Raw genomic sequence first — 15,238 nt, 5'->3', positions numbered from 1 at the left:
TCCGTGACCGACCGCTCGACCGTAACCGAGGGAGACCGCTCATGACCGTGTCCATCTCGAAGATGTCCATCAACTACTACCTCGAACATGCCGCGTCCGGCGACGGTCAGACCCGCGACATGACCTCCTACTACACCGAGGCCAAAGCCCCTCCGGGCACATGGCTCGGCAGCGGTCTCGACGGGTTGACCGGTCTGTCCGTCGGTCAGCAAGTGACCGAATCCCATGCCCGGTCGCTCTACCAGGCCCAGGAAGACCCCGTGTCCGGTCGTCCGCTCGGTCGGCCACTGATGAAGACACAGTCCACACCCAACGGTGCGGTCACACCTGCCGGTCGTCCGGCCAAGAATGAACGCGAGGGCGTGGCCGGCTTCGACCTGACCTTCTCCCCACCGAAATCCGTGTCCGCTCTCTGGGCACTGGCCGGTCCCGATCTGCAGGGCCGCATCCAGGCCGCGCATCGGATGGCGCTGGAAGAAACACTCGCGTGGGTCGAGGCCAACGTCATTCAATCCCGCGCCGGTCATGGGGGAGTCGCCCACGTCGCCGTCAACGGAGTCATCGCCTCCGCATTCGACCACTGGGACTCACGGGCCGGTGACCCGCAACTGCACACTCACCTGGTCATCGCCAACCGAGTGCAGCGGGCCTCCGACGGGCACTGGGTCACCATCGACTCATACACGCTTCACCGGCACGTCGTGGCCATCTCGGAAATGTACAACTCGCTGATCTTCGACCGGCTCGCCGTCGACGTCGGCACCGTCGCCGAATCGCGCACCGACGTCGACCTCGACGTCCAACAACACATCGAATCCGGCACAGACACCGAAGCGGAATACGAACCCGCACATCGGGTCGAACTAGCCGGAATCCCCGACGAACTCATCGAGGAATTCTCCAGCCGATCAATCAGCATCGAGACCCGCACCGATGAACTCATCGCCGAATACACCGACACCTATGGCACGCGACCGACCCCACGCGAGGTGCTGCTCATTCGACAGCAGGCGACCCTCGAGAACCGGCCTGAGAAGAACACAATCGAGCGCACCACTCTGCCGGAGAAGATGCACTGGTGGAGGCAGCGCACTCACATGGCCGGTTTCGACCCGGACACCCTCGTGAAGAACGCGGTCGGTCACCATGTCCGGACAGTGACCGCCGATATGCTCACCGGCGACATCGTCGAACAGATCAGCCAGTGGACACTGACCGACGCTTCACAGCGCCGCACGACGTTCTCCCGCGCTAACGTGCGTGCCTCGGCTGAACGGGTCCTTCGTCTTGTCCGGTGTCCGACCGTCGATGACCGGCACGCGCTCGTGGACAACATTGTCGAACTCACTCTCGACAAGGCCGTCTCTCTGACCCCTGATCGGTCACGAGCGCCCGAGGGACCGGACACCACGGTCAACCTCCGTGACCGGTCAGTCTTTGACCACCAGCATCACTCCGGGATCTACACGACCGAGCAAGTCATGGCCGACGAAGACCACCTCATCTCGCGTGTGACCGCGACCGGGGCGCCGACCCTGGCCGGTCACCCAGAGCACGTCGACGTCCTCGAACACTGGCGGACCGTTGATGGACACCCGCTCAGCGCGGATCAGATGCGTGCTTCGAAACATGTACTGTCCTCCGACGCGGGGATCTCCGCCATCATCGGTCCCGCAGGCACCGGCAAGTCCACCACTATGGGCGCGATCACCGATACCTGGCATGCGGTTTACGGTGAGCAATCCGTCATCGGTCTCGCTCCGTCCGCGGTGGCGGCTGGTGTCCTCGGTGATGAGATCCACGTGGACACCGACAACGTGGCCAAATGGCTTTTCGAATCAGTCGGGGAGGGTGCAGCACGGCGTGCCGAACGTGTGACCAACCTCGAAGCACGGCTGGCCACGCTCAACACGACCATCAACAGCACGCCACATCGTGATCGGGCCAGACTCGTCCAGCAACGCGAGGCTATGCAAGCCAAGCTCGCCGCCGACTACGCCACCCAAGCTCAATACCAATTCCACCCCAACCAGCTCATAATCGTCGACGAAGCCTCCATGGTCTCAACATCCAACCTCGCTGAGCTCTCCCGCCAAGCCGAGGCCGCAGGAGCCAAACTCCTCATCGTCGGCGACCCCGCGCAACTGGAGGCCGTCGACGCCGGTGGCTTCCTCGGGCACGTCGAACGCAACCTCGACCACACCACCCTCGATACCGTCTGGCGATTCAAAAACGAATGGGAACGTGCCGCTTCCCTCAAACTCAGGTCGGTCACCGACAAAGACGGAATCGACGCTGTCGTAGACACTTACGACAAGCACGATCGCATTCACGGCGATCCCAACCAGGAAGCCGCCGACACCGCCTACTCCGCATGGAAAGCTGACGTTGATGAGTGTATGTCATCGATCCTCATTGCCTCTGACAATGAGACCGTTGCCGAGCTCAATCAGCGTGCCCACACCGACCTGGTGGAAGCGGGCGAGGTGGACATCACCCACCCGGTCACGCTGCGCTCCGACGTACAGGCAGGCATCGGCGATGTCCTCCTGGCCAGGCGCAACGACCGCAGCATCCGCGACTCCAACGGCGCATTCGTCGCCAACGGCACCCGCCTGACCATCACAGCGATCCGCCCTGACGGCAGCGTCGAGGCCTACGTGCAGACCGGGGAGGACGGCACGCCTCCAACGATCGTGCTCGACGCCGACTATCTCGCGTCATCTGTCGAACTTGGTTATGCCACCACCGCGCACCGATCACAAGGAGTCACCGTCGATACCGGCCACGCCGTGGTTACCCCGAAACTCTCTCGTGAACTGTTCTACGTAGCGATGACACGCGGCAAACGCGGCAATCACGCCTACGTCGACATCGACAACCCCGAGAACCCCACACCTGAAGACTGGAACGTACAGCTGACTGCCGCCCCAGTCGACAAGGACGGGGAAGTCATCGACGACCCTGCTTTCTACATCAAGTCTGTCGTCTCCCGCTCCACGGCGGAGAAGTCGGCACATGAGGTTCAGGACGCCGAGTTGGGCTGGGCCAACGATGTCGGGAGGCTCTGCCATGAACTCACGTACCTCAGCTGGGCGGCGAAGGTTACCCGCACTCAAGAATGGCTCGACCGGCACGCTGACCCGACTCGTGCCGAGCAGATCCGCACCGGTAGTGACTGGCAACGCCTCATCAGCGTCGACCCGGTACATAACATGCGTGGCGAGCTTCAACTAACCGACACAGCCGAAACGATCATCGACCGCTGTCACAAACCCGCCGATACTCCGGTCACCGGGCCTGGTGATATGATCGCCGACACCATGACGGCCACCGACGAGCAGGCGCGGGTATGGGCACAGTCCATGTACGACCTCCAGGACCAAGTTGACGCGCGGCGAGCAGTGCTGACGAAGGAACCTCCTGAGTGGTTTTCGACCCTTCGCGAGCAGTACGCACATCACCCCCGCTACGACGACGTTATCGACGCAGTGATCGTGTGGCGCGGAGTTTCCGACCAGACCGACTCCGCCACAGCGCTGGGAGCAGAACCGCCGAAGGACGACTACCTCCGCCTTTACTGGGTCAGATTGCAAGCAATCATGACCGCAGTCGAACCTGCGGACCGGCAACGTGAAGAAAAGCTATCAGTGGTGAAAGTTGTCGAAGCTGTCGACTGGAAGACGGTCTCTGCCGATCTTGATTACGAAGCACTCAATGACACTTCGCTACCGGCGATGGTCGCTCCAAGCACGCGCCCGCAGCCACCGATCCCTCAAGCTACGTCGAGAACAATGGCCGGTTGGGATCGATGACCGATCTCCACAACGCATTGTGTCGTGTAGTCGCTAGGGTGGGGTCGCCGCGGTTCATCATCTCTTGTCAGCATCGTGAATCACGACTCCGCCGGAGCCGTCGTTCCTCAGAATGAATATGTACAGCAGGACACCTGTGACTCCGGCAATGTATGGCAGGACATCTGTTAATCCGGCAATGCTCAGCGCTACCTAAAGCTCAGGTCGGTCCACCACGGCAAACGCCGATGCAGCCCATTGCACTCTGAAGCACAATCACAGCTTGTTCGCTCATCGACTGTGACCCACATAGTCTGAGCGGGGTCTGTCGTGGCGAAGAAATTTGATAAGAACAAAGGCGGATAGAACCAAGATCCCAATGCCGCTCAGGAATTGCATAATTCCAGCGTACGTGAGCTCTCAGAGACCAAGCAGGGTCAACGGATACCACGAATTGTGCAGGTTGCCTCGCGCCTGGCCGATCGTAGTGGGCACGGTGTACGCCAGCGCAAGATCGTCCGAGACTGTAGCGCCTGAAAAGATTATCGCTCAACCCGCCGCTGTAGCGACCGTCCGAGGCGTAATCTGCTCCGGCTTCCCAGCCACAGCCAGGGGAACGTTTACAATGGTTGATCGCGGTGCAAGAATGATAACTGCTTCTTTGAGCTTCTTCCGCCCGCCACGAGGAGTTCCATCGTTCGACCCGCCGAGAGTGCTGTGGATTGAATTAACATAGTGCGGCTGGACGGTCCAGTCTTCGGAGGCCATCGCAATAATGTCTTGACCGCTGAGCCCGTTACTCGCATCTGCATCGGGAAATGTAATCATCACACGGCACCCACGCCTGCGGAGTCCGACCAATAAATTCTTCATCGCCGCGGGCGCCTTCGATTTCATGCTGAACTCCGACGTCTTCCTCGAAGCACGCGCAGGTGCCCGCCCATTACCGCTAACCTCGTCCCATCCACCACGTCCGATACCTTCGAGCACATGGTAGAAACGGCTATACTGCACTGAAGAATACGGCGGATCACAAAATACAAAGTCGCCCTCGCCTAGAGTCGGCACTGTCGATTGCGCGTCACCGACGCGAGCCTCACCCCTGACTGTAGCGAATGCGGCTGCGAGCCGTTCAACTACGTTGCGAGCCGTATCCCGAACGCTACGAGACCATGCTTGTTCGATGAATGGTAGGAGCGTTTCGGTCGGTTGGAAGGGTTGCGCAGTGTGCCCCGGGGCCGCTGCGCATGCGCTGGCTGTGTGAATCAACGCAGCAAGCGCAACGGTCCGCTGAGGCTCAGACTTAGGAAGCTCGGCATATAGCGCGTCGAGAGTGCGTGCCTGTACAAGCGAGTAGTAATGACCACCGTAGTGCCGAGTCACAAAACCTTCTGAGAAGGAACTCGCTTGGGCTCTCTCAGCATTAACAATTCTTGCTGTGAGTGGATTGGGATTGTCAGCGCGAGCTGCAGAGGCATTAGAAGTTGCCAGCCAATCTTCCAACACAGTGTCGCCGACCAGCGAGCCAGTTCGCTCAATAATCGCGGCCGATAAGATTCGCGCGTACTCCTGAAGGTCCACGGTCAGAACGGGAAGCTCCGTTCGCTGTGCGATAAAGTGTGCGACAGCACCAGACCCAGCGAACAGATCGACAAAGCGATTCGCTGTCGCGGATTCGTGGAGGAGGATCTTGCCGAGGTCACCGCTAAGCAGAGTCGACTTGCTACCCATATACTTCATGCAAAACTCCAGCTGACAGCACGATCTGTCTGACCAAGCAAACCGATACCATCCGATAGTTCTCTAACAAGTGCTCCGAGACTCAAAGCTTGAGACTCCTCCAAAGTCATGCGCGGAAGCTCAAGGTCAGTGATCAAGTCCGTCGCCGGCAAAGGGAGGGGCACTGCTTCGATATGTCCTCGCGACTCAGAGAATGCCTCGGTCCACGCAGTCAGTTCTCTAAAAGACTTCCCAGCATCGGTCAGCACTCGAAGGCACAGCCCGGTTGCGATCCTTGTCAGAAACGTGGCCCGGGAAAGCATGGGGCGGATGAACTCGGCAGGATCTGTCATGGCCGAAGTATCGACGAAACCCGCACCAAGAATCTCCTTAAACTCGGAGCCGGTTGGATCGCTTCGAAGTACCTCCTTGAACGCTGAGGGGCTTAACTCTGCTGGAGTGAGTGAGTCAATCCATGAAACCCACCCAGACCAGTCTACTACGCCTCTTGAAGGGTCGCTCGGATTGGGAGTCAAGTTCTGTGCTGAATATTGACGGACGAGCACGTTGGCGAGAATTGCGCGGTCAATCCCGGGAAAGTCACCACCAGCCATTGGTTCGATCTCTGACCAAATCTCCATGACAGTTCGGCGAATAGTGTCAACATTCAGCGTTGCTGGCATCAGCGTGGTGGGCTCATAACTTGCCAAATTTCGACGTTCTCGGTCTTCCGAGAACGATTGAAGATCGAACGCGATTCCCGCCAGCATATCTTGCATTACAGCGTTCACCCCGCCAGGTATTTGGCCGATCCAGGATTGGAGGTTTTGGCCGCCCGGCGCGACTACCTGCGCGATTGTGGTTACGGAACTTGGCTGCTGAAACCACGTTTCAATTAGCTCCCACGCAGCTGTGTGGGTTACATTTCCGCTGACTTTCGTCAAAGTGGTGTTCGCGTCAAGAGCACAACTGTAGCGGTTGCCCACGAATACGCCTTCGGCTGCAAGCAGGCTCTTAGCCGCCCTCAACTCAGCGTAGTAAGTAAGGTGAACTGAGGCATGAACATCACCTTTGAGCAGGGCGTCGACTGCACGGCCGACGTAGCTCCAGGCGTCCGCGCAGTGAACGAAGGATGATGCACCGACGTACGCAGCAACTTTATCGAAGTCCGCCGTACCCGCCTTGCAGTCGTTAACTACTTGCTTCGAACCGCCAACTAAATAGGGATTCGCCTGTTCGAGCCAAACGCCATCGCTAGAAACTTGGAGTCTACTTACTGCGTTCACCAACTCCGAACGAAGATCTGAGAAGCTGAGGGCCGACAAAGGCACAACTGGGTTCTGAGCCACTAGATCCAGCCCTTTAAGGTGGTAGCTGCATCTGCGATATCGTGATTCGCCGCGGACGAGAGGTGAACGACGAGCTGCTCTCGCATCTCTTTGTAGCCGCCACTTCCTCTAAGAGCCGCCTTGGCCAGACGCTCATTCTCATTGAGTCCGGGGAAGCCACTGGTGCGCCAGTCATAGGTGGCGAGTCCGTCTGCGATCCCCTCCAGAAAACTGATGATTGTGTCGGGTATTGTTTTCGCAATCTCCGCAATGCTGTCGGGAGACACGTCCGCGATGTCACCAGTGTCCTGCCATGAGGCCAAGCCGAGTGGCTTTTCGCGAATGTACGCCAGGTCGTTAACCACGTGCTGGAATCCGCGAACGCCCTGATCAGTGGCGAGGAAACTATAGCGCCCGCTGAAAGCCGGGTCCTCGTCTAATAGGTCGAGTTGTGCTTGCTCCTGGCGAATGGCTTCGGCCCAATCAGAACGATTCGCCCGGATAGCGTCCGCGAGCAATCTCCATGCCGCAACAAGGAAGGCAGCTTGTTGCACTCGGGACCACGCAAGGCCGTCATTCTGATTTGGCGTGCCCCCAAAGATGCCACCGGTTGCCTGCCTGCCGGACCGCTTCCACGGCTTGACCATACTCGCTATCAGGCTCCGCACGAACGCTGCTTGCGTAACCGGTCCACTTTCTTTTCGAGGACCGCCAAGCATGTTGATCCGTTTATACCAAGGGCTTTCTGGTGTTGACCAGAGCACTTCAGTGAGCTCCTGGGCCCTGCTCTCGCGGTATACTAAAATCCGGTCACCGCTATCGAGCCAATCCTGCTCGCGAAGTAGTGGATACAGGTCGAAGGCAAGCGAAGCATTTATCTTCTTCGGTTTAATGTTGATGGTCCAGAAGAGATAAGCCTGCCAAGAGATATCAAGACCATGGAATGCGACCACTGGCAGCTCGAAGTCGGCAACATTGGGATCATCGTCGTCGAAGGCAAACAGCCGGTGCTGGCCGTCAATTACTTCAATGGGCGGCAAACCGTCATCGACGTTGTCTGGGAAGGTCAGATTCGCGAAGACCTCGCCCGGTTCGTCGGACACGGTAATCACATGGTCGGAGCCGATAGTTTGCCCGTTACGCTGGTCACCCTCGCTGAGGATATTGACAACGACGGCGGTTGGGAGCCAACCTGGTTTCCTCAGCCCGTCATTTGCAGCATTCTTGCGTTGGGCCTCACTTAGTCCAGAGCGAGGATACCCCTCAACTACATATCGCTGGATCTCGGCACTACGCTCGGGGTCGTGTCTCCGCTGAATACCAAGGTCATCCTGGCGAGCAGTCATGTCAGTCGTGTCGCGACGGTAGATCGCCGAAAGCTCCCGAAGGCGTGCTGCGGACAGAGAGAAAACGTAAAAGTGAGGCTCGGGTTTCGCCTGATTCTGATCGGCATCAAAGTTAACTTGTTCCCACTCCGGGAGCCACTGTTTTACCCGTAGTGCGGGCACTGAAGAGATGACACCGGGCGTCGACATGAAAACCTCCTGTGGTCGTGAACGGTTCCTGCTCCTTGGTATCGGCGAGCCAGATCCAAAGCCGACACTGCGAGCCTAAGTGATTCCACTGACATCGACTATAGCCCGGGAGGCCGCCCTAATGGCGGACCCTACTTTTCTTAGTCTAGATGAGCGAGTCCGATTGGGGCCCTTCGACGTGCCGGCTGGACCAGGCATGGGACAGAGTGTGTTCAACACGTCGCGCCAGCAACAAACTGAGCACTACCTTGACCACGTTCCGATTACCGTGTCCTGTCCGCGATCGGGCACACCACGATCACCGGCCCGGCCTTAATCTCTGTCTGTCAGATTCGCTGCTGATCTTATCGTCCGAAAGCCCAGCAGCGCTTCCAGAATCCCTCCGATCGACGATGGATCCGCTACAGCCACTCCTGCCTGATCGGCGTACTTCCCCAGTTCGAGGGCGAGGGACTGCTGAAGGTTTGGTTGACTTCCCGCCTGGATAGATTTCAGGAAGGATAGAATTCATGCCAAAGATCTGCATCGGCGAGTTCAAGCAGTCAGCGCTCGAGCTCCTGAGCGAGGGGATGACCCAGAAGCAGGTGTGTGCCAACCTCGGCATCTCGAAGTCAGCTTTTCAAGACCGGGTGCGTGACTCGCGGCTACGAGACCAGGGAATCGAGCCCGCTAGCGATCCCGACGAGTCTCACGCCCAGGCGGCAGCGCTGAAACGGATTCGCGAGCTTGAACACGAGGACAAGATCCTCCGCAAGGCTGCAACGTAACTCTGACAAGCGAACTTGAAGTTTAGTGGTAATCACCCAAAATGATGTACCCGCTGGTCCTCGACCTTGCTGCGACCGGGATGCCGGTGACAGTGGCCTGCCGGGTTCTCGGCTTTACCAAGCAAGGCATCTACAAGTGGTGGCCGAAACCTATCTCTGACCAGGATCTCGAGGAGGCGCACTTGATAAATGCCGCTTATGACGTTCATATGGACGATCCCGAGTACGGGCACCGGATCATCGCTGATGAACTCCACGCGTGCGGATACGAGAGGTCAGAGCGTCGTGTGTGGCTGCTGTGCTCGCAGCAGGAACTGTTCTCCCACATGATCAAACGGGCCCGGAAGCACGGAAAGAAGCCCGGCCCGCTAGTGTTTCATGGCCTCGTCGAACGCGACTTCTCAGCGACAGGGATCAACGAACTATGGTTGACCGACATTACCGAGCATCACACCAGTGAGGGCAAGCTGTATATGTGCGCGGTTAAGGATGTGTTCAGCAGCAGAATCGTCGGTTATGCCATCGATTCGGGGATGAAATCCCGTCTGCCTATGGCGGCGATTGATGATGCTGTGGCTCGTCGTGGCGGACCGCCGGCCGTGGCAGGCTGTGTCGTTCACTCGGTTCGCGGGTCGCAATTTCGTTCTCGTAAGTACCAGCAGGTTCTACGGCGTTACGAGCTCGTGGGATCGGCGGGAAGGGTCGGTGCTGCTGGTGATAATGCGGCGATGGAATCGTTTTTCGCTGTGCCGCAGAAGAACGTCCTCGACCGGAGCCGTTGGGACACGCGAGCGAGGTTGCGGACAACGATCGTGCACTGGGTCGAGCGGACCTATCACCGGAAGCGTCGACAACGACGTTTGAGTAAACTGGCTCCGGTTGAATACGAGCTTGTTCACCACACGGCCGTCGCTCTGGCGGCATAAGCCTCGGAGCCAACCCAACCTTCAGCAGTCGCTGACGTCGATGCCGGTAGTCGATGTCAGGACCACGGCGAGAAACCTCACCGAGGTGGTGGGTAAGGACTTCGAGCCTGCCGGACACCTCGCATCGCATCCCGGGCTGACGCCAGTGATGCGGCGGCCAGGGACCTCGATCCGGGGTGATCATTCCTCGCGCCGGGGCAACAAGATCCTCAAGCGGGCTCTGTTTTCTGTCCGCGTTCGCGGCGTTGAAGGACCCGTTGTCGAGGGCGTATCACGACAAGAAACGTGCCGAGCATAAGAAGCACAACCAGGCCCTGATCGCGTTAGCTCGCAGGCACTGCAACGTCCTCTACGCAATGCTGCGCGATGGTGCCTACTTCCACGCACCCGAGGTGGCCACTGCCGCCTGAACCGACCGCTCGCGAAGCGCCTGTTCAGTCTGGGAAAAGGATCCCGGACCGATCATTCCTGCCTCTCGACCGTCGTTAGATAGTCTTGAAGAACCTCGTCGGTGCCCCTTGACTTAAAACATAGGGGCACCCCCGATTCCGCTAGTTCATCTGATGCGTTCGTAAAAACGTATAGGACGTGACACACCTCGTCAAGAACGCTGTAGATTCAAATAGACAACGAGTTTCCACCGTGAAGCTTTACATTATTTTGATAAGCTACACAGGGAACCAGCTCTCAAGCGCACAGAAAATCCAAGTTGTTCAAGCAGCCAATGAAGGAACGAACACGATGCTTACACCCAAAGAGTCATGGGCCCTCCGCCAAGTCTTTGAAACAATGAAGCACTACGATTGTGAAACATTACTTAAGGATCAAACTGTTAACATCTCAGGATCCAAACTGCGCGAAACTTCTAAAGCACTTGCTGATCTGTTAAGTCGCATTAACGTCGATAGCAACTCGCTAGTAGCTATCGAATCACCCAGAAATATAGACACCGTTTCAGCAATGATAGCCACTTGGTCTCTAGGGGCAGCCTATATTTTGCTTCCTAATGATATGCCGGAGAGACGAAGAGAACATTTAATAGAACTTTCTCGTCCTCATGTACTGGTCAAATGTGCGCCCGCTGTCAGCAATGTACGGATTACCGAACTAAACAGCGGCGCCCGAGCTCGAAAACTACCCGCGGAAGCTGCATACGTCGTATACACGTCAGGAACGACAGGCGAGCCTAAGGGTGTAGTGGTCGGAACCAACGGACTGGATTGTATGCTGAAATGGTACTCAAAATTTATCATTTCGAACCAACGTGAAACAGCTTCACAACTTGCCAATTTTGGGTTCGATGCAGCAACTTGGGAAATATGGGGGGCTCTCACGAGCAAGCTGAGGCTACACTTCATCCACCCAGCAGCGCTTCAAACTCCGGAGAGTCTGCGAGACGAACTGATAAGCAACAGAATCAACTATTCCTTCATACCAACAGGACTTCTACCTGGTCTATTCAAAACAAGATGGCCAGATAGCAGCCAACTTAGAATAGTCTTCACCGGCGGTGATAAACTTAATCGAGGACCAGACCCCCGCTTCCCTGCCACCGTAGTAAATGCATACGGACCAGCAGAGTGCACAGTCGTAGCAACTGCCGCATCAATAGGCCCCAGCAAACCTAATGTCACCCCTTCCATCGGCACGCCGCTCCCCCATGTCGACTGGAAACTCGAAAAAACGGCGGCTCACGAGGGTAATCGCATCGGCGAATTGCTTCTACGGGGCCCGGCCATCACTCTTGGATATATTACAAGCGAGAATCATACGGATCTTGTATCGGCTACTGACGCGTCCGGTTGGTATCATACCGGAGATATAGTTGAGTTTAATAGCAACAAGCTCTTCTACATCAGCAGAAATGATAATCAATTACAGATAAACGGCAAGCGAACAGAGCCATCCGAGATTTCCCGCAGACTGATGGAACACCCGGGCGTCGACGACGTATACGTGTTTGGGGTAAATTTCGACAAACACGTCAACACTCGTATCGCAGCTATCGTTTCTGGGAACAATATCACGGAGAACGAGATCCTAACCTATGCTCGCGAGTACCTGCCTGAGCACATGATTCCCTTTTACATACACCTCGCGTCGAAAATCCCTATCACTAGAAACGGTAAATTCGATCGCGACGCTGCCGAACGCCTTGTTCGAGAGGATCGAGCAGAACCCACAGAAGCTATTCACTTCAAGCCCAGTTCATTCGAGAAAGATGCCATCGAGAAACTACTGACAGCCGAATGGACGCGTGCAGCGCCAGTTAGAAGATTCAGTCAATCTGACACGTTGGTTTCGGTAGGCGCCCGGTCCCTAGAGATATACAATCTAAAATCAAGGGTGGAGGAATCCTTAGGAATCGAGATCCCCGTGAGAGCGCTCAACGGCGAGCAAACTCTTTCTCAACAGATCGAAACTGTATCGCTACTGGCTGCATCCAACAAACCATCGTCCCGGTGCCTTAACCGCGCGCAAGCATCGACGGGACGAGCTTCGGTCGGTCAAGAAAGCATCGTCTTCGAAGAAGAGTTGTCATCCGACCCGCTCCCCTACCAGTATCAAATGCTACTTTCCGGACCAGGACACGTCGATCCGACTAGTATCAACCGAGCGCTACGACAAGTCGTCGATGCTCATGAGGTATACCGTCACCAATGGGAGTCAACACCTGAAGGGGTTGTATGTATCGTACATTCCGACGCAACTCCCTCGCTTAGGGTGCATTACTGCACCGAATCTGAACTCAGTAAGTCCATCGAAAAATTGGTCACAACACCCATTAGGTATACCGACTTCCCCCTAATACGGTGGGATCTATTCGTGATGGACGGCAGCTCGGCACTCCTCCACAGAGAACATCACCTGGTCCATGACGGATGGTCAGTTGGCGTTTTTCTAGAGGATCTTATGACAGCTTTCACAGGAAAACCCTTGGAGCAGAAGAGCCCCTCCACCTACTCGTATCTCCATTGGGCCGATCAGCAACGTGCCTATCTAGATTCGACTGATGCGAAAGATCGGCAGCTATATTGGGCCAATGTCATGCGGGGCGCAAGAACTACACGACTCCAACTAAACGACGGTCAGATAGCGCCTCCTGGGCCCAGTCGCCAGGCAAAAGTACGATGGACCCAATTTACCGCCAGTTTAAGTTCAAAATTGGATAAAGTTTGTGCACTGTCTTCAATCACACCCTTTGCACTTCAGCTTGCGGTGTTCAGGCGATGTATTGAAACTTTGTCAAAGAGTGACGACATTGTGATAGGCACAGCTGTGGCCAATAGAACTCCAAAGTTGAACAAGACTATTGGGATGCTCGTCGATGTACTACCATTACGGCAGACGAAGATCACGAATAGTATTCTCCAAGCAGCGAAGAATGAAATGACGCTTATGAATGAAGCGTTAGATCATCAACTTCCAGTAACCGAAATTATACGTTCAGCTGGCGCCAGAACCAACGGCGAGTACACACCGCTCTATCAAACTGTTTTTAGCCATCACGATTCTCCGCAACCTGAGATACAGCTTGGAGACTGGGCTCCGGAACTCTCAGTCCTCACAAATGGTACTGGCAAAGCTGACTTAAACGTGATAGCAATTAATCGCAGATTCCAGCGTTCCAGGAATGCAGAAGCTGTCAGTCCCACGCGCGATACTGAATACGAATTTAGATGGGAATTTAACCCGGCGATCTACTCGAACGAATCGATCACCAAATTGATCGATCGATTCTCTGCCGAGGTTACGAAGTTTGCCAACAACACTCTTGCCAATTTCCGAATGGGATAATCTACCAAACCGGCTCTTCGCAGTTGATGGTATAGGTATGGATCGAGGTCTTCCAGGATGGAAGTTCCTAAGCTCACCGTCCGAAAGACCTCGACTTGCATCACGCTACCTTTGCTACCCCAGATGTGTCCACGTTCTACCGTCTTGACGAGCTCGGTCCCTAGGCCGTTGGGCAGTTGCTTGAGCCTAACCGGGCGGTGCTAGAGCGCCGTGTCGTCGAGGACGCCCCGTGATGTCGAAAGTGCGCCACCAAGGGCGTGTCGCGGGGATCGGCGACGCGTCCATTTGGGCACCGGCCGACGACGCTGCTGCCGCAGGTCTCGAGGCGTGGTGGCGCATTGCGAACACCACGATTCTCGCCAAGGGTAGAAGGCGACTCATCGACGAGCCGGGCCGGTTCAAGAGTGTCACCACGATCGGTGTTGATGAGCACGTCTGGCGTCACACCAGGTTCGGTAACGAGTACGTCACCGTGATCGTCGACCTCGACCCAGCCCGTCACAAGACAAGCCAGGCACAGCTGTTGGCCCTGGTCGAGGAACGTTCGAAGGCGGTGTTTAAGCAGAGGCTCGCCACCCGCTCGAAGGAGTGGAGCAAGCGGGTCGAGGTGGTCGCGATGGCCGGGTTCAGCGGGTTCAAGACCGCTGCCGCCGAGGAACTCCCCGACGCCGTCCCGGTCATGAACCCGTTCCACGTCGTCCGACTTGCCGGCGATGCGCTCGTTGTCGACCGCAGCCCCGTGTAGCAGGACATCATCGGCCGCCGCGGGCTCAAGAGCGACCCGCTCTACAAGACCAGCCGCACCCTGCACACCGGGGCGAGTTTGCTCACCGGTCGGCAACGGGCACGGCTGGAAGCGGTGTTCGCGTTTGAGGAGCATGTCGAGGTCGAAGCGACATGGGGCATCTACCAACGCATCGTCGCCGACATTATCGCGTTCCTCGACCGGCCGGCACATCCAACCGGCCGGCAGAAGCGATCAGTGGCCGTTTTGAACACCTCCGCGGCTCCGCCCTAGGCTTTCGGAACCTCACCCACTACATCGCAAGATCGTTGCTCGAAGCTGGCAGTTTCGAACCCCACCTACGCCCTCGTTTACGATGAGCCACCAACCCAGCTGTTCATAGATAGGGCGGGGGCGCCCCTATATCTATTGCTGGCCCTGAACGGGGTCTGGTCGCTGGTCCTGGTATGGCTGATTCGCCCTGTCATTGATGATCCGGGGGGGGGTGTTGCTGCCAGGAATCCAGGAAGCGCGTTGACTGCTGACAGGGGATCGGCCCAGCTTTGTCTGAGGTCTCGTCGTAACGTGGGTGCCAGCATCGGGTGTCATGACAAACCTGCGGCCATGGAACTGATGGTCGAGGAGGA

5 protein-coding genes and 3 pseudogenes are annotated in these 15,238 nt (G+C 56.9%); 5 read left to right on the top strand and 3 right to left on the bottom strand.

The window, feature by feature from the left end; genetic code table 11:
- The first annotated feature begins 41 nt into the window (after positions 1 to 41).
- A complete protein-coding gene (gene mobF / locus KTJ89_RS06845) occupies positions 42 to 3,815 on the top strand; it encodes a MobF family relaxase (protein WP_259357181.1) in 3,774 nt (1,257 codons plus the stop codon).
- 528 nt (positions 3,816 to 4,343) lie between these two features.
- On the opposite strand, the gene KTJ89_RS19350 is transcribed toward mobF, so the two are convergent.
- The 3 genes from KTJ89_RS19350 to KTJ89_RS06835 are packed head-to-tail and all read right to left on the bottom strand — an operon-like array spanning position 4,344 to position 8,376.
- A complete protein-coding gene (locus KTJ89_RS19350; protein ID WP_374990261.1) occupies positions 4,344 to 5,525 on the bottom strand; it encodes a DNA adenine methylase in 1,182 nt (393 codons plus the stop codon).
- Positions 5,526 to 5,530: 5 nt separating this feature from the next.
- A complete protein-coding gene (locus KTJ89_RS06840; protein ID WP_259357180.1) occupies positions 5,531 to 6,862 on the bottom strand; it encodes a hypothetical protein in 1,332 nt (443 codons plus the stop codon).
- The gene (locus KTJ89_RS06835; RefSeq protein ID WP_259357179.1) at positions 6,862 to 8,376 is read right to left on the bottom strand and encodes a DGQHR domain-containing protein; all 1,515 of its coding nucleotides are present in this window, start codon (positions 8,374 to 8,376) and stop codon (positions 6,862 to 6,864) included. The genes KTJ89_RS06840 and KTJ89_RS06835 overlap by 1 nt, the downstream gene beginning before the upstream one ends.
- A gap of 509 nt (positions 8,377 to 8,885) precedes the next feature.
- On the opposite strand from KTJ89_RS06835, the pseudogene KTJ89_RS06830 reads away from it, so the two are divergent.
- The 4 genes and pseudogenes from KTJ89_RS06830 (at position 8,886) to KTJ89_RS06815 (ending at position 14,971) form a co-directional block, all read left to right on the top strand.
- Positions 8,886 to 10,069, top strand: a pseudogene (locus tag KTJ89_RS06830) (IS3 family transposase).
- A 19-nt stretch (positions 10,070 to 10,088) separates the two neighbouring features.
- Positions 10,089 to 10,479 (top strand): annotated as a pseudogene (locus KTJ89_RS06825) (transposase); the annotation flags it as partial.
- A gap of 232 nt (positions 10,480 to 10,711) precedes the next feature.
- A complete protein-coding gene (locus KTJ89_RS06820) occupies positions 10,712 to 13,867 on the top strand; it encodes an AMP-binding protein (RefSeq protein WP_259357178.1) in 3,156 nt (1,051 codons plus the stop codon).
- A 95-nt stretch (positions 13,868 to 13,962) separates the two neighbouring features.
- Positions 13,963 to 14,971 (top strand): annotated as a pseudogene (locus KTJ89_RS06815) (transposase).
- The last annotated feature ends 267 nt before the right edge of the window (positions 14,972 to 15,238 follow it).

Source organism: Brevibacterium sediminis (assembly GCF_024895295.1).
Lineage (GTDB): Bacteria > Actinomycetota > Actinomycetes > Actinomycetales > Brevibacteriaceae > Brevibacterium > Brevibacterium sediminis.
The sequence above is the reverse complement of the archived record's forward strand: the minus strand, read 5'-3'. Positions and strand labels throughout refer to the sequence as shown.

What these genes read in the sequence shown, in the direction of transcription:
- KTJ89_RS19350 (WP_374990261.1), bottom strand. Translation starts at nt 5,525, where the DNA reads ATGGGTAGCAAGTCGACTCTGCTTAGCGGTGACCTCGGCAAGATCCTC.
- mobF (WP_259357181.1), top strand. Translation starts at nt 42, where the DNA reads ATGACCGTGTCCATCTCGAAGATGTCCATCAACTACTACCTCGAACAT.
- KTJ89_RS06835 (WP_259357179.1), bottom strand. Translation starts at nt 8,376, where the DNA reads ATGTCGACGCCCGGTGTCATCTCTTCAGTGCCCGCACTACGGGTAAAA.